The following is a 20,177-nucleotide window of genomic DNA, read 5'->3' as shown; positions in this document are numbered from 1 at the left end:
ACAATTTCTTTGCCAATTTTCAGGCAAACCATTCGTACAGCTCATTTTGCTTCAGGGCAGCTTTCTGATCCCGGCTTAAATCATTGATGATCATACCTTCAGACATTCGTATTATCCGAGTACCATACGTAAAAGCGTCCTTTAAATTATGCGTTATAAGTACAGCCGTCAACTTAAAATCGCGGATCAGCGAATCGGCTGTGCGCATCACTACTTCGGCCGATCGGGGATCGAGGGCTGCTGTAGGTTCATCCAGCAGCAAAACTTTACAGCTATCCATCACACTCATCAACAAAGTTAGAGCCTGGCGTTGCCCGCCCGAAAGAGAGCCCATTGGCTGTTCTATTTTATCCTGCAGCCCCATGCCCAGGGTGGCTATTTTTTCCTTCACCTGTTTTTTAAAAGCATCATTAACGCCTATGGACAAGCCTTTGGGTTTGGTGCGGAGTGCCGCCAGCCTAAAGTTATCCAAAATGCTCAGGTCGGGTGCCGTACCGCTCAGCGGGTTTTGAAAAACGCGGGCTATCCATTGGCTGCGTTTGTAATCGGGGAGTTTACTTGCGTCGCTACTATCAATACTGATGGTGCCTTCGCCCGGCAACTCTGTGCCTGCAATTAAATTGAGTAAGGTGGTTTTGCCCGATCCATTAGAGCCAACAATCATCAAAAACTCCTCATCAGCAATATCAATACTGATGCCGTTAACTGCGTTTACCTGGTTGGCCTTACCCCTGTTAAATACCTTGTGTACGTTGTTTATCGCTATCATGATGATCTTAATAAGGATAAACGTGGTAAGCTAACAATAGCCAGTACAAAACCTGCCGTAACTATCTTCAACAATTTAGGATCAACCCCGGCCGATAAGGTAAGCGCCAATACCAGCTGAAATATAACGGCTCCGGCCAAAACCAACGCCAGACTTAACCAAACTGAAGTAATTTTAAACCAGTTGATAAGCGTTTCGGCGATGATCACAGAACCCAATCCCACTATAACAATACCTATCCCCATGCTGATATCTGCAAAACCCTGAAACTGAGCCACCAGGTAACCACTTAGCGCGGTAAGGGCATTGGCCAGCGCCAGGCCCATGATTTTCATCCGGTCGGTATTTACACCCAGTGCCCTGATCATACTTTCGCTGTTACCGGTAGCCCGCATGGCAATACCAAAATCGGTTTTAAGCAGATAGCCCATCATTAATGTTATCACGATAACAAAAGCAGCAAGAATCCAGAAGGTATTTTGATTGGGATCGGCCGCAATGTTAATTAACGTAAACAATGATGGCAAATTTATTAACGGCAGGTTTGAGCGGCCTAAAATAGAAAGGTTAACTGAGTAAAGCGCCGTCATAACTAAAATACCCGCCAGCAATGCGTTTATTTTAAGTTTGGTGTGGATAATTCCTGTTAAAGCTCCTGCAGTTGCACCTGCCAAAACTACAGCCGGTAAAATAACATAAGCTGGCTGATGATTGGTGAGCAAAACTGCCGTAACCACACCACCAAGGGTGTAACTGCCATCGGTTGTTATATCCGGGATGTTAAAAATTTTCATGGATATATAAATCCCCAGCGCTATGGCCGAAAAGCAAAGGCCCTGCAGTAAAGCGGTAAGGTAGAAATCCATTTATTTTACAGGCTCGAAATTTGGCGGAATGATGATGTTATATTTTTTGGCAGCAGCCGGATTATAAACCCGCTTCCTGATCTTCACCATTTCGGCCTTGATACCATCGGTTTTATGCGTTTTAAGATATTGAGCCGCCTGTTCGCCGGCCTGGTAGCCCCAAAGGTAAATATCGGCACCAAAAGCAGCCACGGCACCACGTTTAACCAAACCCGCTTCGCTGGTAAAAATGGGAACGTTTTTTTGGTCGCAGTTTTTTTGAATGGTTTCGAAAGAAGCGAAAACCGTATTATCGGGGTTGGCAAAAAAGGCGTCGATGTTTTTGTTGAGCAATGACTGAGTTACCAGTTGTGCATCGGCCGATGTATTAAGCGGCAGGGCAATGATCTCTACATTAAGTTTAGCTGCAAGTGATTTGATTCGCTCCAACGCATCGGCAGATTGCGGTTCCGACTGGTTGTAGATCATGCCAATCACCAGCTTAGCCTCTTTTGGTTTAAGCAGTTTGGGAATAATAGTGAATGAGGTATCAATATAATTCAACTCTTCAAGTGCACCAAGCAGATTAGCAGGGCCTTTTCCGTTTGCATCCAGCACTTTCATACGTTCGGGCGTGGGCGAAACCATCGCAAAAACCGGGATGGTTTTTGTTTTTTGGAGAGCCGTAACGGTTGATAATGTAGTACAGGTGGCTAACAGATCCACATTATCAGATACAAAATGATTAACTATCTGCGTAAGTGTAGGGATATCGCCCTGGGCATTACTATATTCTATTTGTACGGTTTTCTTTTCTTCGCTAAAACCATTCTTTTTTAAAGCATCGGTAAAACCGGTGCGGGCCTGCGATATGGTGGCATCTTCAAAGGCATCCACAAAACCAACTACCGGCACCTGCATGCTTTTGGTTTTAGGTTTACATGATACAAGGGCAACAAGCAAAAAGGCGGCAGAAATGTATTTGATAAACTTCATTTTACTAAATTAATTTATTGGCGTTAAAGCTGAAAGTACAATACCAAAAGCCGCAAATTGTTTTACAAACGGATGGCAGGTTTGTACCCTGACGCACAGCGATACACGAAGCCGGGGTATTCAGCTTCATGTATCTGCAACGGAATAATGAACTATAACAGCTCCTGTAAAGCTGCAAAGCTGCTGATTGTGGCTACCATGCCATCAGGTACAACGCCGAAGCCGTAGTTGGCAAAAATAAAAGGAACACCGGCTGTTTTGGCGGCATTATAATCGCCCATAGTATCGCCAACATACACCGGCGATTTTAAATCATGATCGTTAACCACATCTTTTATATTATCGGCCTTTGGGTTGCCTTTGGTACCGAAGCACTGGTGCCCCAAAAAATGCGCATGCAGGCCGTTTAAATCCAAAAACAGTTCGATATAGCCGTTTTGGCAGTTGCTTACTATATACAGCTTATATTTGGCACCAAGATATTCGAGCGTTTCTTTAAGCTCCGGGTAAAGCTCGCCGCCTTTGGTATGCAGTATTTCCAACTCGCTGATGCCGCATAAGGTTTGTACCTCTTTACGTTGTTCGGCATTTAGTTCGGGGAATAGTTTATCAAAAATGGCATCGTATGTCATGCCGGTGATAGAGCGTACGCGCTCCTGGGTCATGGGTTCGTTAATGTAATCAACCTTGCTTATTGCGGTTTGCCAGGCAAGGGCTACGTTGGCGGTGCTGTCCCACAGGGTACCATCCAGGTCAAATATTATACTGTCGTAAGCGTTTTTAAGCGAGTTATCCATATTGACGGCAAAAGTAAAGGTTTCTGTACCTATTATAAGTAATAGCCCCGAAGTTATTTTAAAAACTGATTACTGTTAAATGGAGATAATTTGTTTTAAAGAATTTGCAACATTTCAATATAATTATTTGTATATTTAAATATTCGCTATCTACTAATTTAAAAATGCGTAAAACTACGCATAAAATACGGTGAAATCCCTGATTCTATTTATTACGGCATTGGTTACATTTGGACTATAATTTGTTTTTTGGGTAACAAAAGCAATTTTTTAAACATATACCCCTTGCTTATGAAATTATTCTACCATTTCCTTGTACTGGTTGCGGCCTCGCTCATTATGGTAGCCTGTGCTAACATGTTTGCGTCAACACCCGAAAAAAAAACAGGTAAACAAACCCAGCGAAGCGGTAACAATTTACATGATGACCACCAGCTTGATCCGGCAGTAAACACTCAACTTATATTTTCAGATCTGCATCATTATGATTTTTTAAGCGGGTATGAAACACCCGGTTTGGATGAGAAAAAGGACAAGGGGTTTAACAATCTGCGCACGGCAGCCACACTTGTTGGCTTGGGCTATCAAGAAAAATAAGTTTTAGTTTAATAGTTAATTAGTTAGTTAGGAACAGTTGTAAACAGTCGGTACAGTAAAATGTATCGACTGTTTTTTTTATTTCAGATCAGTATTTAGGAAAGGTACCGAACATGGCAAAAACCATAAATACCGGGATTGCTATCAGCAGATAGATCCTGTACAGTTGCCTGTCGTCGGCATTACCCATTACAAATACGTTATATAGATCTTTTTTTAGGATTTCAAATCTTGCTTTCATGGTGATAATATTAAAATCAATATATCAGCTACCTATATTAAACTTTATTTTTTCAGTAGCGCTTTGTTATAATTATGACCATAAATACAGGTAAGGGTTTAATGAAAAAGCCCTCATTTTTTATATGAAGGCTTTAAATACATTTTGATGACTTTAAATTCATTCAGCTTTATCTTCGCTCATTTCGGGATGAAAGTGTAACCCCGGTGTAAGCCAATGCAATAGCATCACCCTCGAATATCTGTAATTAAACGGCGACAATACTACGGCCACACCTAAAATTATACTAACATAAAGCCACGGATTGCTGCTGCCGGTTAAAACACTGATGGCGACGGCCAGCGTAACCATTTCGGCAACGTTTAATGCATAGCTGGCAAACATGGCTACATAAAAGTAACCGGGTTCCCGCTCGTATACCAATCCGCAGTGCGAACAGGTTTTATGCATTTCCTGTCCTTTAAACTCGTACATGCCGGTAATAAAAAGATCGCCGCGCCTGCAGCGTGGACATTTGGCATGCGCAAAGGCCTGCCAGGCAGTAAGTTTATGTTCGGTGGTTTTCATAACATCATTGTTTATTGTTTAAGGTTTTTTTTCTGAACTCTTCGGGGGTAATTCCTTCTATTTTTTTAAAGAATTTGGTAAAGTAGGAGTTATCACTAAAATTAAGGTTAAAGGCAATTTCGCTTATGCTCAATTTAGGATTGGTTAACAGGCGCTTGGCCTCAAGCAGCGTACGGTTACGGATCACCTCGCCGGCAGGCAGGCCGAGCACATCCTTGCAAACTGCATTTAAATGATTTGGGGTGATATAAAGCATTTCGGCATAATCTTTAGGGAGTTTTACATCGATATAATGCTGCTCTATCATTTTCTGAAAATTGCGGATCAGCGTATGATTGTAGCCCTGCCGCCCGCGGTTCTCGTCTTTGCCCTGGATCCTGCTTAATTGTATAAAAATTTGCAGCATCAGTAATTTAACCATATCGCTCCCCATTGCCTCATTACTCTCCGCTTCGGCAATAATGCTTTCAAACAGGTTTATTATTACGGGCAGATGTTCGGCCGGAATATCGATAACTTCGTCGGCGGGATTGGAACTGCTTAAAAAACTAAAATTATCAAAGTAACCCGATCTTAATAAAAATGACTGGATAAATGAACCTGAAAAGTTAATGATATATCCATCGGTAAAACCCTCAAAACTCCAGGAATGCACCTGGCCCGGAACCATAAAGTAAATCTGGCCCGGCTTAACTGTAAAGCTTTCAAAATCGATGGTATGCGAACCTGCTCCATCGGTAAACAATACCAGGTGATAAAAAGAATGTCTGTGAGGGAAGAAAAGGTTTTTGTGAGCATCCAGGTATGGTGCGAACCGGCTTATCAGGATATCGTCCTGTTTAATATCATCGGCAAGCGTGCAAATATCAATTGTTGGAATGCTTTGTAACATGTAGCAAAAGTACACACAATACCGCCCGTATAAATGGTATTATTTTTATTTCAAATGGTACTAATCAACGATTTTTAATTTTCGGATACCGGGGCCAGTGTCCATTTCTGGATAATGTCCTCAACACGTTCGAATGTAAAAGGCTTGCTTACAAAATCTTTCATGCCGGCCTGCGAGCATTCGCGTTCGTTTTCGCTCAAAACATTGGCTGTCATGGCTATTATCGGAGGGGCAGCTTTGCCGTGTTTGCGGATGATGTGTCGGGTAGCTTGTAAACCGTCCATCTCGGGCATCTGGATATCCATAAATACAAGATCATAATTTCCTTGCTCAACCATGTTAACGGCCGCCCTGCCATTTTCGGCAATATCTATATCATAACCTACCTTTTTAAATATTTTACGGGCAATAAGCTGGTTCATCTTATTATCCTCGGCCAATAAAATGTGCAGCGGCCGGTATTTAAATTCTTTTTTATCGGCTGCGGGTTTAGCCTCATGCTCGGCAGCCGAAGATGTTACAGTTAAGGGCAGCGTAAAGCTAAATACCGATCCCTCGGCTTCCTTGCTTTCGGCCCAGATGGTACCGTGCATCAATTCAACCAGTTTTTTGCATATCGACAAGCCTAAGCCAGTACCGCCGTATTTACGCAGGGCCGAAGTATTTACCTGGGTAAATGGTTTAAATAACTGGGCAAGCGCCTCTTCACTTATGCCAATACCATCATCTTTTACGCTGAATGTAATGCTTTGCGTATTATCCTTAACTTCGGAGGCGCTTACAGTGAGTTTAACGGCCCCCTCGTCGGTAAATTTAATGGCATTGCCTATCAGGTTCACCAGGATCTGTTGTAAGCGGCCATTATCTACTATTACATAACCGGCAACATTATCATCAACATGATAACTCAGGTTTAAGGCTTTATTGGATGATTTAATGGCGGGCTCGGTGATTTCGATAACCGTTTTAATGCAGGTGCGCAAATTGGTGGCCAGGGGCTGCAGCACAAGCTTATCGGCTTCTATTTTTGATATATCCAGTATATCGCTGATGATATTGATTAACAGGTTGCTGCTTGATTGCAGGGTTTGAAGCAGTTCGAGCTGGTCGGGCTGCAAATTGGTGCGGGATAACAATTGGGCCGTACCAATAATACCATTAAGCGGCGTGCGAATCTCATGGCTCATATTAGCCAGAAAGTTGGATTTGGCAAAGGTGGCCGCTTCGGCCTGGTCGCGCGAGGCCGACAGTTCGATCTGCGAAGACTCCAGTTCGGTACTCTTGCGGATGAGTGCATTTTTGTCTGATTCGTGGCTCCTTTTAATAAAGCCAATCAATACCCCAACAATTAATACGTTTGCAATGGCCGATGTAATAAGGTCGTTTTCCCTTGCCTCCTGGCTATAAGACTGCACTAAGCCCGGAACATGTTTTTCGAGATAATAACAGCCCAGAAATATAGCGATCAGCGCACCTATAAAAATATAGTGATATCGCTTTTTAACCAGCAGAGTGATGAGTAAAATTAAAAAGATGCCCGATTGTGTGGTTGAACCATTAAGACCGCCGTTGTAAAACCAGCCCGGAATAACCGCAGCCAAACCGAAGCATATATAAATGACGGTAACATCCTCCCTGAACCTTACATAGCGGCTACGGTAAAAAGCCCAGCCCGACATTAATGCCACAAACACCTGTACAAGTACAAGTTTATAGCTTAAACACAGGAAAATATTAGTAAACATGGAAAATATCGTGCTTACGCAGATAAACAGGGAGAGCGCGTTGAACAGCTTATTCTCCAGCGACAAATCAGGCTTACCGTAGCCAATAATTTGTTTCAGTTTTTCCATTTAAAATAAAAAATTAATCAGAGAGAACCTTTTATACCATTAAAAGGAGTTTTCGGTTTAGTAAATAAAGTGTTTTTTTCACAATTTCGCACAACCCAACTGTTTAAAAATTGCAAATTCTGTACCAACTTGTTTAATACTTAAATAAAAACCCATATCTAATTATTAAGCAATAAAAAAACAGCATACCTTGTGAAAAACATGCTGTTAAAATGTATTATCGACAATTATTAGTAAGCGCTTGCTGTGTTTAAAGCTTCGATCGTCTCGCTACTCAGGTTTAAACCGGCAGCTCTGGCAAATTCGTTAAGCTGGTTGAGGTTGGTTGCGCTAACTATAGGTGCCGTAATGCCTGGCCTTGCAATTAACCAGGCCAACGCTATTGCCGACTGGCTTACACCATATTGCGCAGCTGCCTCATCAAGCGCAGCTAAAATCCTGAATCCGCGTTCATTTAAATATTTTTTTACCATACCGGCCCTGCTGCTACCCTGCAAATCGGCTTCCGACCGGTATTTTCCACTCAAAAATCCGCTGGCTAACGAAAAATAAGGGATAATGCCAATATTCTTTTCCCTGATAAAAGGCTCATATGTAGTTTCGTATTTCTCCCTGTCGAACAGGTTATACTCGGGTTGCAGGGATTGATAAGCGATCAAGCCTTTCTCCACACTCACTTTCAACGACTCGTGCAGGCGTTCGACAGACATATTGGATGTACCAATTGCGCGCACCTTACCATCCTGTACCAACTGGTCGTAAGCGCGCAGGGTTTCCTCTACCGGTGTTGAAGGATCATCATAGTGAGTTTGGTATAAATCGATATAATCCGTTTGCAACCTTTTTAATGAATCTTCGGCGGCTTTGATAATGTAATCCTTTTTAAGCCCTTTTTTAGTCGAGTCCATTTCCGAGCCTACTTTAGTGGCTATGATCACCTTATCGCGTTTGCCGCTTTGCTTTAGCCATTTGCCTATTTCGGTTTCAGATTCGCCGCCTTTATTTCCCTCAACCCAGCGCGAGTATACATCGGCGGTATCAATGGTGTTGAAACCGGCATCCAAAAAAGCGTCGAGCAAAACAGAGGTATCGTTACCTTTAACGGTCCACCCAAATACGTTTCCGCCAAAAATTAGCGGCGCGGTTAATATTTCGGATTTACCTAATTCACGTTGTTCCATATCAGATTATTTTATGTAAAAAGATGAATTAAGTATTAATTGTTTGTCAGTTCAATGAAATAACATCCGGCTTATTTGTAATAAAACTGAATTAAATACGACAATGCATCGCTTAAAACTAAGTACATTTGCCGCTTGTTAATTGAATATAATGGCTAAAGTTTCTATCAACCTGGCAACAGGCTCATTGCAAAAAGAAGAGATCATTGTAGGGATCGATCTGGGCACCACTAATTCATTGGTAGCTTTTATCAACCCTGATAAAAACCCGCAGGTAATAAATGATGCCGGCAAGGGCGTATTGGTGCCCTCGGTTGTTCATTTTGGTACTACCGGCGATGTTTTGGTAGGCAATGAGGCCAAAGAGTTTTTAATAACTGATCCGCAAAATACAATCTTCTCGGTAAAGCGCCTGTTGGGTAGAAGCTACCACGATATTGAAAATTACAAAGACTTTTTTAGCTATAAAGTTATTGATGATGACACCGAAAGCCTGGTAAAAATAAAGGTTGGCGATAAGTTTTACACACCTATCGAGCTTTCGGCCCTGATATTAAAAGAGCTTAAGGCCCGTGCCGAACACGCGCTTAAAACACCGGTAAACCGTGCAGTGATCACCGTACCTGCCTATTTTAACGATTCGCAACGCCAGGCCACCCGCGATGCCGGTAAACTTGCAGGCCTGGATGTTTTGCGTATTGTTAACGAACCCACTGCGGCCAGCTTAGCTTATGGCATCGGTTTAAATCCCGAAGAAACCAAAACTATAGCAGTATACGATTTGGGTGGTGGTACTTTCGATGTTTCTATCCTGCAAATTCAAAACGGTATATTTGAGGTGCTATCAACCAACGGCGATACTTTTTTAGGTGGGGATGATTTTGACCGCATTATAGTTGACTACTGGATTGAGAAAAACCAATTGGAGAAAGCCGAAGTATTAACCAATACCGAGCTTGCACAGCAGTTGCGCTTAAAAGCCGAAGAAGCTAAAAAAGCTTTCGCTCACCAAAGCCTTGTAAATGAAAAAATTGGCGACATCTGGTGTACGCTTGATCGTACCACTTTTGAAGAACTGATACTACCTAAAGTACAGCAAACCATTACCAGCTGTCAAAATGCGCTTAACGATGCCAAATTAACTATCAATCAAATTGATGAGGTAGTAATGGTTGGCGGATCAACCCGTACCGCGCTGGTTAAACGCATGGTTGCCGAGTTTTTTGGCCGACCGGTGCACGATGACGTTAACCCGGATGAGGTGGTTGCTTTAGGTGCAGCCATACAAGCAGATATTTTGGCCGGTAACCGTAAAGATATTTTATTGCTGGATGTTACCCCGCTTTCGTTAGGTATCGAAACTATGGGCGGGCTGATGGATGTGATCATCCCCCGCAACTCCAAAGTGCCAACCAAGGGCGGCAGACAATATACCACATCGATAGACGGCCAGGTAAACATGAAAATTGCAGTTTACCAGGGCGAACGCGACCTGATTAAAGAAAACCGTAAACTGGCCGAGTTTGATTTGAAAGGCATCCCGGCTATGCCTGCGGGTTTCCCTAAAGTAGATATCAACTTTTTATTGAATGCTGATGGTATCCTCACTATACAGGCTATCGAACTACGCTCGGGCGTTAAACAACAGGTTGAGGTAAAACCAACCTACGGCATTACCGACGAACAGGTTGAACAAATGCTGATGGACAGCATCACCCACGCTAAAGAGGATGTAAGCCAGCGTATGCTTATTGAGGCACGTACCGAGGGTGAGCAGATGGTTTATACCGTTGAGCGCTTTATGCAAAAACATGCCGCTTATTTATCCATCACCGAAATTAGTGATACAACCAAACTGGTAAGCAAGCTAAAAGAAGCATTAACCAGCGGCGATAAAGACCTGATACTGAAAACCATTGACGAGGTAAACGAATTTACCCGCCCATTTGCCGAACGCCTGATGGACCAGGCCATTGCCACCGCTATGAAAGGCAAGAGCATTGAATAGGCACAGATATTGCTTGTAACCTGCAAAAAATTGTTTCATTTGAAAAAGACAACATCTGCCTTAGCCCTGCTGCTGCTTATAGCCGTCATTACAAACGCCTGCGCTACAACACGCAAACATTTTAAAGACACCACCGCCAAGGCCTCGCTGGATACTCTAAAATACGATTCGCTGATGAAAAAACTGGCCAATGGCGATAAAAGCGGGCGCTGGCCGGTAAAAACTAAGGAATATCCCCTACCCGGTGCCATTTTGCCTTTTAACCGCATTGTAGCTTACTACGGCAATCTTTACTCAAAAAACATGGGCGTGCTGGGCCAGTATCCCCGCAAAACCATGTTAAACAAATTAAAGGAGGAAGTAAAAAACTGGGAACAGGCCGATACCACAACCGCCGTATTACCCGCCCTGCATTATATATGCGTTACCGCCCAAGCCGATGCCGGCCGGAACGGGCTACATAACCTTCGGATGCCTTTGAGCCAGATCGATACCGTGATAAGCTGGGCTAAAAGTATTAATGCTATTGTGTTTTTAGATATCCAGGTTGGCTTCAGCACTGTACAAAAGGAATTACCTTTGCTGGAAAAATACCTAAAAATGCCCAATGTACACTTCGGCATCGACCCGGAATTTTCAATGAAAGAAGGCAGCGTGCCCGGCAAGCGCATTGGCACTTTTGATGCCGATGATATTAATTATGTTACCGGTTACCTGGCTAAACTTGTAAAAAATAATGGTCTGCCACCCAAAATTTTTGTAGTACACCGCTTTACCAAACGCATGGTGACCAACTACAAGGATATTAAACTACGCCCCGAAGTACAGGTGGTTATGGATATGGACGGCTGGGGCCCTCCTGAACTAAAAAAAGGAACCTACAAATATTTCATTTCGGAAGAACCTGTGCAGTTTACAGGTTTTAAGCTGTTTTATAAAAACGATATTAAGAATGTGCCGCATAAGATGCTAACGCCTAAAGAGGTTTTGAATTTGAAGCCGGCGCCTGTTTATATCCAATATCAGTAACACCCGGAATTACAATTCAAAACAGGTTTCATATATTTAGGGCATCTAAACTTTATATATGAAACCCGTATTTAAACTTTCCTTAATTTTCCTTATCTGTTTATCAGCCTGTGGCGCTTTTGCCCAGCGTGGTTATACGCCGGATGTTGCACGTGCAATCGGTAATTCAGATATGCAATGGCAATCACAAATGAGCGGTTTGAGAATGCTTGGCATGCGAGGCGGGGATATAACCTATAATTTCAAATATACATTCACCGTTACCATGGCTGATGGAACAACAAAAGAGGTAAATTCGAAAATTTATGTGGATACCTCTCTCCATAAAAATTACCTTTTATTTGTAGATAAATCGCTGCCTAAAACAGACTCGAACAGAAATCAAAAGATTTTCCCGGAGCAAACCAAAGAAATATCCCGCAATGTGGCGCTCATTTCAGGCAATATTAAAAAAGCGGATTTCGCCACACCTCCCAGATACTATAGGGGGATAGCAAAAGATAGTTGCTGGATGTTTAAAGTAATTTCGGGATCTATAAATGCTTATTCATTTTTAAGTGAAGAGGACGGGCAAATGTTTAATCCCTCAACCATTGTTGCCATCCAGCTAAACGATGGTGCCATTGTTAAATTCAACGAGGAAAATTTAAAACAGATGGTAGGTGATGATATCGACGCGCTCGAAATCATTCAGCGTAAAAACTATATGCGCGCTATCAAAAAGTTTAACCGCAACCGGGAGAAGGAGAAAAAATAACCGCGAAGCTAAAGTTGAATAAAAGCGAACAAAAAAAAATCCCCTTCCGGGGATTTTTTTTTGATTATTACTTGCCTAAAGCTTCCTGCTCTTTAAGCGCAGCAATGTTATTACTATCGCTATAAGTTGCGGTTTGGGTAGCAAAATCTTCAAGAATAGCGGTTATGGTATCCAGGTTATCAGATACGCGCTGATGCATATCGGGCAAATCTCTTTCCAGCCGTTTATCGCCCAGTTCAATGTTATCAACTTCTATTTTGGCCAGTTTGGTAATAATTGCCTGCTGGCTGTTTTTCAGGTCTTCCAGTTCATGGACAATTTTTTCCATCAGTCCAAACTTCTTTAACTTATCCATAACAAGTGGTTTTAATTATTAATATATATTTCTAACCCGTCTCCTAAAAAATTGTTTTGATTTTGAATTATCAAAATCAACTAATAACTTAGTTAAACTAAATATTTAGTTATGAAAAATCTTATTTTAACGTTTGCCTTGGCGTTTTCGATCACATCGCTTTTCGCCCAAAAGGCAGCTAACGATTCCCTGTTGCTCGATTACTACCAAAACCAACGTTTTGCAGAAGCCGCCGATTATTTGAAAGCCACCTACCCCGAACCTATAACCGATATTAAAATATTAAACAAGCTGGCCTACACCTCAAAAATGGCCTCCCGCCTACCCGATGCCAACGCCTATTATCAACGCGTTTATGAGGCTGATACAACTAACCTCACCAGCATTTACAATATGAGCGAAATCAGCAAACGAAGGGGAAAAAACAAGTTGGCAATCGTTTATATAAAAAAGATCTTGCTGAAGGATACCACTAATTTTGATGTTTACAAACAACTGGCTGATTTATCGTATAATATCGGCGATCTATCCGGCAATATCGTTTATCTGCAAAAGGCCAACAAAATTAATCCAACCAATCCCGATGTGACCTATGATCTGTCTACCTATTTTATCAAATTGAAAGCATACAGCAACGCTGAGCAGATTATTGACCAGGCACTTGCAGCAGATACCGCCAATATGCTTTTGCTACAAGGAAAAGCGCAATCTGATTACGCGCTCAGAAAATATCCCGAAACAGTTATAATTACCAAAAAACTGGTAGATGCCGGACAACAGACCGGAGCAATCATTTCGATGCTGGGAACAGCCTACTACATGACTAATAAATATGCCGATTGCATAAAAACGTTTAAACTATTAAACGATAACCAATTAGGAACAGAATCGTCATTTTACTATACCGCTATGAGCTACAAAGCCCTTCACAACAACGCCCAGGCTATTGCTAACCTGGATAAAGCTATTGAAGTGGCCATATCAAGCGGGGTAAGTTCTTATTACAGCGAAAAAGGCGACTCGTACGATCGCCTGCATCAATTAGATAAGGCGGTTACTGCCTATCAAAAAAGTTTAATGTACAAACCCGAGCCTATTACCTATTATGCACTGGCCACGCTATACGATACAGAGTTGAAGAACAAAAAGGCGGCTTTAAAATATTACAAAAAATACCTGGCAAGTAAACCCAAGGATACACAACAGACTTATATAACCTATTCGCAGCAGCGTATTAAATCGTTAGCAACAGGGATATAGCAGGAAGTCGGAAGCCTCAAGTCGGAAGTCGAAAAACAATGTTTACTATAGACTTAATACTTCTGACTCATTACTTCCGACTTAAATTAACGTTGCATTAAGCGGGCCACGTATTTGCCAATAATATCAAACTCGAGGTTTACCTGGCTGCCAACACGCACGTTGTGCAGGTTGGTATGCTCGAAAGTGTAAGGAATAATAGCTACCGAAAAGCTGTTGGCATGCGAATTAACAACCGTAAGGCTGATGCCGTTAACACAGATGGAGCCTTTCTCCACAGTAACATTACTTAACGATGCATTATACTCAAAGGTATACTCCCAGCTGCCTTCCAGTTCGTTAAATGCGGTACAAACGGCCACCTGGTCAACATGGCCCTGAACGATATGACCATCGAGCCGGGCGTTCATTTGCATGCAGCGCTCCAGATTTACCGGATCGCCAACTTTAAGCTGGCCGAGGTTGGTTTTATTGAGGGTTTCTTCGATAGCTGTAACCACATGCAGGCCATCGGCCAAAGCAACCACTGTAAGACAAACGCCGTTGTGTGCAACAGACTGATCAATCTTTAACTCGTGTGATATAGCTGATTCGACGGTGATATGCAGGTTTCCTTTTTCCTGCTGCAGTTCAGTGATCCTGCCTAATGTTTCAATTATTCCGGTAAACATATATATGCCCTGTGCAATTTTATATTGGTGTAAAGCTATTGATATTTGGTCAAACCCTTTGTCAGCACAATATGGATTTATTTGAAATTGGAGAAGAGGTCTTTCCGTTTATTGCGAAGATCTTTACCACCTTCCATTACCGATTTTAGGTTGGCCAGGTAAAACGTCCACCCTAACTGGCATTGAACATATAAGTTTTTTTCAGGATCGCTTTCTTCCGGGATATTTTCCTGTGTTAACTCAACTATAACTACACCCAATTTACAGGTAATAGAAATACTAACAACAGTTCCACCTGTAAAAGTAAACTTCACAAAATCGCTGCCGTTAGCTTCCAGGATCTGGCCGTTTTCAACAGTGGTATCATCATAACCATGCCAGTACCAGGAATAGGTATCCTCTTTTTTAATAAACTCATGCGTCTCGCGCTGGCGACCGGCTATGGCAAAAAAATCAGCCTTACGCAAAAACCAGGTTTCCAGGCCCTCGGGGGTGGCCCAGGCTTCGTAAACACTGCGCACATCGGTATCAACATCGGCAGTTATTTTAAATTTACTCCATCTGTCGTCTGTTATCATAGCAAATAGGATTCAGGTGTTTTGTATCAAAAATAACAATTATAATTTGCGGTTTCGTTAACTTGGCTTTAAATCTTAACTATGGCTAAACAAAGCGCCGGTATTTTACTGTATCGTAAAACCACCGCGGGTTTACAGGTATTTTTGGTGCACCCGGGAGGACCGTTTTTCAAAAATAAAGATGAAGGCGCATGGTCAATCCCAAAAGGAGAATACGAACCGGACGAGGATCCATTGGATGCCGCAAAACGCGAATTTGAAGAAGAAACGGGTAAAGCCTTATCCGGAAACGCCATCGCATTAAACCCGGTTAAGCAAAAAGGAGGGAAAACGGTGCTTGCCTGGGCTGTCGCGGGCGATATTGATCCGTCAACAATTAAAAGCAATACTTTTGAAATAGAGTGGCCTCCACGTTCGGGCAAAAAGCAGACTTTTGCAGAAATTGACCGGGGGGATTGGTTTGATGTTGAGATAGCCAAAGCTAAGATCAATGCCGCACAGGCTGCATTAATTGATGAACTTAGTGAGCTTACAGGGCTTTAATTTTGTTTGCGGTTTTTAACCCAGTTACTCAATTCAATTGTGTTTGCAGCCGGACTTACGGCCTTTTTTTTCTCATTCAAAAGCTTATCCATCAACATACCAGCAATAAAAGCCTCACCTTCATCATCCTGTTGCAATACACCGGGGCTAAAATACTTCTGTACAAAATGCGTATCAAAATTACCTGAAGCGAAAGCATCATGCTGCATCACAAATTTGCCGAAACCGAGTGTAGTGGTAATTCCGGTAATTTTGTATTCATCAATAGCGCGCACCATCCTGTTGATGGCTTCCTGCCGTGTACTGCCGTAGGTAATTAGTTTGGCTATCATCGGGTCATAGTAAATCGGGATTTCCATGCCCTGCTCAAAGCCATCATCAACACGTACGCCCGGACCTTTTGGGGTGATGTAAGTTTGCAGGGTACCAATATCCGGCAGGAAATTATTAGCCGGGTCTTCGGCATATACCCGTAGTTCTATCGCGTGGCCGCGGATGGTAAGATCGTCCTGTTTAAAGCTGATGGCTTCGCCCCTCGCAATCCTGATCTGCTCCTTTACCAGGTCGATGCCTGTAATCAGCTCGGTTACGGGATGCTCCACCTGCAGACGGGTGTTCATCTCCAGAAAATAAAAATTGAGCTCATCGTCCATAATAAACTCAACTGTACCGGCACCGATATAGTTAACCGAGCGGGCTACGTCAACCGCGCATTTACCCATCTGCTCACGAATAGCCGGGCTGAGTACGGCCGACGGAGCTTCTTCCACCACTTTTTGATGTCGGCGTTGTACAGAGCAATCGCGCTCAAAAAGATGAACAATGTTGCCATGTGTATCGCCAAGCACCTGTATTTCGATATGGCGCGGCGAAGAAACATACCGCTCAATAAATACAGCACCATCACCAAATGCAGATATGGCTTCGGATACGGCTAACTGCATCTGCTCCTCAAAATCGGCCACGCTGTTAACAATACGCATACCCTTACCCCCGCCGCCTGCGGCGGCTTTAATCAGTATCGGGAAACCCACTTCAACGGCACGCTTTTTTGCTTCATCAACGTTGGCAATAGCTTGTTCGGTGCCCGGCACCATGGGGATATTGTATTTAAGCGCCGCAGCCTTGGCCGAGAGCTTATTACCCATTATTTCCATTGCTTCGGGTGTGGGGCCAATTAAAGTAAGCCCGGCCTCGCGCACCATGCGCGCAAAAGCGGCATTCTCGCTTAAAAAACCATATCCGGGATGGATAGCCTCAGCCCCTGTTTGCAAGCAGGCTGCTATAATTTTTTCGCCAACAAGGTATGATTGAGACGAGGGTGCATCACCAATATGCACCGCCTCATCGGCATAGCGCACATGGAGGGCATCACGATCTGCCGCCGAATAAACGGCTACGGTTTTAATACCCATTTCGCGCGCGGAGCGCATAATACGTAAGGCAATCTCGCCGCGGTTGGCAATCAGGATCTTCTGCATAAAACAAATGTAATTGATTTAACCTGATTAAAACGCCGGCTTTAACGCGGAAAGTTTTTATTTGGGAGATGCCCAGCGATAGGTTTTACGCGAGCATTTATAACAGATGTATTTTTTTACAGGCATCCCAAACAAAAAAAACTTCACAAAGCCACTGCGCGGAATGCGGCTAAGCTCGCTTTTGCAACTACGGCAGGTTAATGTGTTATTCTTCTGTTCGGATGGTGTAATCCTGATTTCGGCGGTCATAGGGGTACTAAAATTGTTTAAGGGGGTCAAATCAGCAATAACTGCACAAGCGTTTTAAACCAGGACAATAAATTATTGCATGTATAAAATTAGTTACAAAGTATGAATTTTTTATGAACCTTTCATTAATCCTTTTTTTTCTCAATCCAATAACCTCAAAACACATATAACTAATAATCAAATAATTACATAAATTAAAATTCACTTACCAAATAAAAATGCCCGCCGGTAATAAACGAGGGCACTGAAAAAGTAGCTCAATAAAGTTGGGTTATTAAAAGCGATCAAGAAAAAGGCAACTTTTACTTGGTCGCTTTTCTTATGCATCATTATTTGCGGAGTTGATTTCTTGTGGCCGATATAGCTGTATTATCGATCTGCTGATCAGTAGGAGGCATTTTGGGGAAATTTTAGTTCATCAGTTTGATGATCCTTTTCAGATTTACAGTAAAGATGGCCAGAGCGCCCTGCATCTGCATATTTTCGATACCATAGGCTATTGCCCGATCATAGCCATGAACGTTTTTTAGTTCGCTGTTCTTGGCTTCTATCTTATATCTGTGTTTGATACTTTCTTTATATTCGGTGGTTTCCTGAAAAGCCATTTGCTGCAGGTGCCTATCCGATTTGATAGTGACAGAATAGGTTTTGGTCTTTGCCCCTAACTTGTAGCAACCATCCCTTAATGGACATACTTTACATTTTTCAACATCAAAGTAATAAGTGTTTGCCTGGTTTTTCCCTCTGTTCTTCTTTCCATGCCGGGCTTTTCGGAAAGCCAGATGTCCAGCCGGGCATACGAACATACCCGCATCTTTGTTATAATCAAACTTGTCTTCTTCTTTTCGGGTTCCTTGTGAAATTGCCGGTGTAAGTTTGGCAACGATCCTGATGTCCTGTTCTGTTGCTATCTTAAGATTATCTTTTCCTGAATAAGCTGAATCGCCGATGATCCTTTCTACTTCAATGCCATTTTGCTGACTGATCTCCAAAAGTTTGGGAAGTTCCGGGCCATCGCCTTTTTCTCCCGAAGTGACCACCGCAGCGGTAATAATGCGTTCTTCGGTCATCGCCAAATGGGTCTTGTAACCAAAGAAGGAACTATCAGCCGATTTGTGGCCTGTTTTAGCATCCTTGTCTTTGGATAATGTATAGTGCTCCTGCGTATCTGCTACCGTCTCCTTTAACAGGTTGAGCTTTTCTTTTACAGCAGGTATCTGGCATAACGGCCCGTCGGCTTCAATATACTTTTCCAATGCATTGCAATAGGCCAGTTCTTTTTCCAACTCGTCCGTAGTGTTCTTTTCCGGCATGCCTGCCTTCATATCTTCATCGATAGCATATACCGCTTTGCGGAGCAGTTTCGAGCGCTCCCGTAATACTTCCAATGCTGAATAGGGATTTGACCTTGACAGAGAATGGGTGGCATCAACAATAATGGACTTACTGCGGATGATCCCTTTTTCAATGGCTATGCCCACTGTTTTATTAATCAGCAAGTTCAAAAGATCATTATCCTTCAGCCTCAACTTTCTAAACTTGGTCAATGAACTGGGATCGATAACGCCTTCTTCCGGGGACATCTCCAGGAAATATTTGAAAGACATATCATATTGCGAACGTTCCACCACATCGACATCTGAAACAGTGTAGATCGTTTTTAATAACAAGTATTTGAACATCCGTACAGGACTTTCGGCTGCCCTGCCATTGGTCATACAATATTTGCAGACCAATTCATCATAGATAAACGTAAAATCTACCAGGTCATTGATCTTCCGCAATAGATTGTCTTTCGGAACGATCAGATCATATAACCCTGAAAATGTACTGAACTGAATCTGCTGTTGTTGGCTAAGCATCTTAATGTCTTTCTTTCGACACTTTAAGATACAAAAAAAGGGGCAGAAAAACTAAATTTTCTACCCCATATATCCTAAAAAGACTTTTTCAGTGCCCTCGTAATAAACCGGCGGGCATTTTTACAAATTTTTAAGGTTTTATTGCTGAGCAGGAGCCGACTGACCAGCTGGCGGCGGAGCAGGCTGACTGCCCGGACCCGGTGCCATACCCGGAGCGCCAGGGCCACGTCCTTCGGGTACTGTAACCTCAGGATGCGCTGTACCGCGGTGGCAGGTATTGCAATTAACGCCAGCTTTCATTACCATGCCTAATGAGTCTTTTTTAGCGTGAAAATATTTCTCGTTAATTTTATTCATCATTTTAAACATGTCGCGTGTCATTTCCTTTTCAGGTTTGGCATCGCTTGCCCAATCCATCTTTTTAGTTTCTTCGTTACGGGCATGGCAAAAATTGCAATGTACACCTAACGAGTGTTCCCACTCTTCCATAACCTTGTGCAGGTTTTCGCCCGAGATATTTTTTGGCAATACTTTAAGGTTTTTAAAACCTTCATCCTGTGGTTTAATTGATGTCATGGCACCAAATACCACTATCGAGAGTAATCCGAGGGTAACTAATAGTTTTTTGTTCACAGGCATAATTGTC

General features: G+C 42.7%; 22 protein-coding genes. 6 read left to right on the top strand and 16 right to left on the bottom strand.

Going from position 1 to position 20,177, the window contains the following annotated elements:
- Positions 1–19: 19 nt before the first annotated feature.
- The 4 genes from HYN43_RS07000 to HYN43_RS06985 form a co-directional block, all read right to left on the bottom strand.
- Positions 20–769, bottom strand: a complete 750-nt coding sequence (locus HYN43_RS07000) for an ABC transporter ATP-binding protein (protein ID WP_119408763.1) — start codon at positions 767–769, stop codon at positions 20–22.
- Positions 766–1,635, bottom strand: a complete 870-nt coding sequence (locus HYN43_RS06995; protein ID WP_119408762.1) for an ABC transporter permease — start codon at positions 1,633–1,635, stop codon at positions 766–768. Before HYN43_RS06995 ends, HYN43_RS07000 begins: the two co-directional genes overlap by 4 nt.
- Entirely contained in the window at positions 1,636–2,610 is a 975-nt protein-coding gene (locus HYN43_RS06990; RefSeq protein ID WP_245447178.1) for an ABC transporter substrate-binding protein, read from the bottom strand. It abuts the gene before it with no gap.
- Positions 2,611–2,762: 152 nt separating this feature from the next.
- Positions 2,763–3,407: an HAD family hydrolase gene (locus HYN43_RS06985; protein WP_119408761.1), complete on the bottom strand. Its 645-nt coding sequence runs from the start codon at positions 3,405–3,407 to the stop codon at positions 2,763–2,765.
- Positions 3,408–3,698: 291 nt separating this feature from the next.
- Here HYN43_RS06985 and HYN43_RS06980 point away from each other — a divergent pair, with 291 nt between their 5' ends.
- The gene (locus HYN43_RS06980) at positions 3,699–4,004 is read left to right on the top strand and encodes a hypothetical protein (RefSeq protein ID WP_162996350.1); all 306 of its coding nucleotides are present in this window, start codon (positions 3,699–3,701) and stop codon (positions 4,002–4,004) included.
- Positions 4,005–4,092: 88 nt separating this feature from the next.
- Here the strand turns inward: HYN43_RS06980 and HYN43_RS30215 are convergent, their stop codons facing one another.
- The 5 genes from HYN43_RS30215 to HYN43_RS06960 form a co-directional block, all read right to left on the bottom strand.
- Positions 4,093–4,245, bottom strand: coding sequence for a hypothetical protein (locus tag HYN43_RS30215; protein ID WP_162996349.1), 153 nt, complete (start codon positions 4,243–4,245; stop codon positions 4,093–4,095).
- 159 nt (positions 4,246–4,404) lie between these two features.
- Positions 4,405–4,812, bottom strand: coding sequence for a DUF983 domain-containing protein (locus HYN43_RS06975; protein ID WP_119408759.1), 408 nt, complete (start codon positions 4,810–4,812; stop codon positions 4,405–4,407).
- Positions 4,813–4,816: 4 nt separating this feature from the next.
- The gene (locus HYN43_RS06970) at positions 4,817–5,704 is read right to left on the bottom strand and encodes an AraC family transcriptional regulator (RefSeq protein WP_119408758.1); all 888 of its coding nucleotides are present in this window, start codon (positions 5,702–5,704) and stop codon (positions 4,817–4,819) included.
- 74 nt (positions 5,705–5,778) lie between these two features.
- Positions 5,779–7,557: an ATP-binding protein gene (locus HYN43_RS06965; protein WP_119408757.1), complete on the bottom strand. Its 1,779-nt coding sequence runs from the start codon at positions 7,555–7,557 to the stop codon at positions 5,779–5,781.
- A 230-nt stretch (positions 7,558–7,787) separates the two neighbouring features.
- Positions 7,788–8,738: an aldo/keto reductase gene (locus HYN43_RS06960; protein WP_119408756.1), complete on the bottom strand. Its 951-nt coding sequence runs from the start codon at positions 8,736–8,738 to the stop codon at positions 7,788–7,790.
- Between the two features lie 151 nt (positions 8,739–8,889).
- Between HYN43_RS06960 and hscA the strand changes: the two genes are divergently transcribed.
- From hscA to HYN43_RS06945, 3 genes are read left to right on the top strand one after another with little or no spacing between them, the layout of a single operon-like run.
- Complete coding sequence (hscA, locus tag HYN43_RS06955) at positions 8,890–10,746, top strand: Fe-S protein assembly chaperone HscA (protein ID WP_119408755.1); 1,857 nt, start codon at positions 8,890–8,892, stop codon at positions 10,744–10,746.
- Between the two features lie 39 nt (positions 10,747–10,785).
- On the top strand, positions 10,786–11,775 hold the full coding sequence (locus HYN43_RS06950) for a hypothetical protein (protein WP_162996348.1): 990 nt from the start codon (positions 10,786–10,788) through the stop codon (positions 11,773–11,775).
- Positions 11,776–11,833: 58 nt separating this feature from the next.
- Entirely contained in the window at positions 11,834–12,532 is a 699-nt protein-coding gene (locus tag HYN43_RS06945) for a hypothetical protein (protein WP_119408753.1), read from the top strand.
- 67 nt (positions 12,533–12,599) lie between these two features.
- On the opposite strand, the gene HYN43_RS06940 is transcribed toward HYN43_RS06945, so the two are convergent.
- Positions 12,600–12,887: a hypothetical protein gene (locus HYN43_RS06940; RefSeq protein WP_119408752.1), complete on the bottom strand. Its 288-nt coding sequence runs from the start codon at positions 12,885–12,887 to the stop codon at positions 12,600–12,602.
- A 111-nt stretch (positions 12,888–12,998) separates the two neighbouring features.
- Here HYN43_RS06940 and HYN43_RS06935 point away from each other — a divergent pair, with 111 nt between their 5' ends.
- Positions 12,999–14,147: a tetratricopeptide repeat protein gene (locus HYN43_RS06935; RefSeq protein ID WP_119408751.1), complete on the top strand. Its 1,149-nt coding sequence runs from the start codon at positions 12,999–13,001 to the stop codon at positions 14,145–14,147.
- An 86-nt stretch (positions 14,148–14,233) separates the two neighbouring features.
- Here the strand turns inward: HYN43_RS06935 and HYN43_RS06930 are convergent, their stop codons facing one another.
- A complete protein-coding gene (locus HYN43_RS06930) occupies positions 14,234–14,818 on the bottom strand; it encodes a riboflavin synthase (protein WP_119408750.1) in 585 nt (194 codons plus the stop codon).
- A 77-nt stretch (positions 14,819–14,895) separates the two neighbouring features.
- Entirely contained in the window at positions 14,896–15,396 is a 501-nt protein-coding gene (locus HYN43_RS06925; RefSeq protein ID WP_119408749.1) for an SRPBCC family protein, read from the bottom strand.
- 81 nt (positions 15,397–15,477) lie between these two features.
- Between HYN43_RS06925 and HYN43_RS06920 the strand changes: the two genes are divergently transcribed.
- Positions 15,478–15,939 (top strand): NUDIX hydrolase, encoded by a 462-nt coding sequence (locus tag HYN43_RS06920; RefSeq protein ID WP_119408748.1) that lies wholly within the window; start codon positions 15,478–15,480, stop codon positions 15,937–15,939.
- Here HYN43_RS06920 and accC read toward each other — a convergent pair.
- From accC to HYN43_RS06900, 4 genes are all read right to left on the bottom strand, one after another.
- A complete protein-coding gene (accC, locus tag HYN43_RS06915) occupies positions 15,936–17,420 on the bottom strand; it encodes an acetyl-CoA carboxylase biotin carboxylase subunit (RefSeq protein ID WP_119408747.1) in 1,485 nt (494 codons plus the stop codon). The genes HYN43_RS06920 and accC overlap by 4 nt on opposite strands.
- A gap of 57 nt (positions 17,421–17,477) precedes the next feature.
- On the bottom strand, positions 17,478–17,669 hold the full coding sequence (locus HYN43_RS06910) for a hypothetical protein (RefSeq protein WP_119408746.1): 192 nt from the start codon (positions 17,667–17,669) through the stop codon (positions 17,478–17,480).
- 410 nt (positions 17,670–18,079) lie between these two features.
- Positions 18,080–19,531, bottom strand: a complete 1,452-nt coding sequence (locus HYN43_RS06905; RefSeq protein ID WP_119408745.1) for an IS1182 family transposase — start codon at positions 19,529–19,531, stop codon at positions 18,080–18,082.
- A gap of 138 nt (positions 19,532–19,669) precedes the next feature.
- Entirely contained in the window at positions 19,670–20,170 is a 501-nt protein-coding gene (locus HYN43_RS06900; RefSeq protein WP_119409291.1) for a c-type cytochrome, read from the bottom strand.
- Positions 20,171–20,177: the final 7 nt, after the last annotated feature.

It is taken from the genome of Mucilaginibacter celer (assembly GCF_003576455.2).
Taxonomy (GTDB): domain Bacteria; phylum Bacteroidota; class Bacteroidia; order Sphingobacteriales; family Sphingobacteriaceae; genus Mucilaginibacter; species Mucilaginibacter celer.
This window is presented reverse-complemented; position numbering and strand designations above follow the sequence as displayed.

Coding starts and splice junctions, on each gene's coding strand:
- HYN43_RS06965 (WP_119408757.1), bottom strand. CDS start 7,557: ATGGAAAAACTGAAACAAATTATTGGCTACGGTAAGCCTGATTTGTCG.
- HYN43_RS06920 (WP_119408748.1), top strand. CDS start 15,478: ATGGCTAAACAAAGCGCCGGTATTTTACTGTATCGTAAAACCACCGCG.
- HYN43_RS07000 (WP_119408763.1), bottom strand. CDS start 769: ATGATAGCGATAAACAACGTACACAAGGTATTTAACAGGGGTAAGGCC.
- HYN43_RS06910 (WP_119408746.1), bottom strand. CDS start 17,669: ATGACCGCCGAAATCAGGATTACACCATCCGAACAGAAGAATAACACA.
- HYN43_RS06990 (WP_245447178.1), bottom strand. CDS start 2,610: ATGAAGTTTATCAAATACATTTCTGCCGCCTTTTTGCTTGTTGCCCTT.
- accC (WP_119408747.1), bottom strand. CDS start 17,420: ATGCAGAAGATCCTGATTGCCAACCGCGGCGAGATTGCCTTACGTATT.
- HYN43_RS06995 (WP_119408762.1), bottom strand. CDS start 1,635: ATGGATTTCTACCTTACCGCTTTACTGCAGGGCCTTTGCTTTTCGGCC.
- HYN43_RS30215 (WP_162996349.1), bottom strand. CDS start 4,245: ATGAAAGCAAGATTTGAAATCCTAAAAAAAGATCTATATAACGTATTT.
- HYN43_RS06960 (WP_119408756.1), bottom strand. CDS start 8,738: ATGGAACAACGTGAATTAGGTAAATCCGAAATATTAACCGCGCCGCTA.
- HYN43_RS06925 (WP_119408749.1), bottom strand. CDS start 15,396: ATGATAACAGACGACAGATGGAGTAAATTTAAAATAACTGCCGATGTT.
- HYN43_RS06970 (WP_119408758.1), bottom strand. CDS start 5,704: ATGTTACAAAGCATTCCAACAATTGATATTTGCACGCTTGCCGATGAT.
- hscA (WP_119408755.1), top strand. CDS start 8,890: ATGGCTAAAGTTTCTATCAACCTGGCAACAGGCTCATTGCAAAAAGAA.
- HYN43_RS06980 (WP_162996350.1), top strand. CDS start 3,699: ATGAAATTATTCTACCATTTCCTTGTACTGGTTGCGGCCTCGCTCATT.
- HYN43_RS06985 (WP_119408761.1), bottom strand. CDS start 3,407: ATGGATAACTCGCTTAAAAACGCTTACGACAGTATAATATTTGACCTG.
- HYN43_RS06940 (WP_119408752.1), bottom strand. CDS start 12,887: ATGGATAAGTTAAAGAAGTTTGGACTGATGGAAAAAATTGTCCATGAA.
- HYN43_RS06935 (WP_119408751.1), top strand. CDS start 12,999: ATGAAAAATCTTATTTTAACGTTTGCCTTGGCGTTTTCGATCACATCG.
- HYN43_RS06900 (WP_119409291.1), bottom strand. CDS start 20,170: ATGCCTGTGAACAAAAAACTATTAGTTACCCTCGGATTACTCTCGATA.
- HYN43_RS06975 (WP_119408759.1), bottom strand. CDS start 4,812: ATGAAAACCACCGAACATAAACTTACTGCCTGGCAGGCCTTTGCGCAT.
- HYN43_RS06945 (WP_119408753.1), top strand. CDS start 11,834: ATGAAACCCGTATTTAAACTTTCCTTAATTTTCCTTATCTGTTTATCA.
- HYN43_RS06930 (WP_119408750.1), bottom strand. CDS start 14,818: ATGTTTACCGGAATAATTGAAACATTAGGCAGGATCACTGAACTGCAG.
- HYN43_RS06905 (WP_119408745.1), bottom strand. CDS start 19,531: ATGCTTAGCCAACAACAGCAGATTCAGTTCAGTACATTTTCAGGGTTA.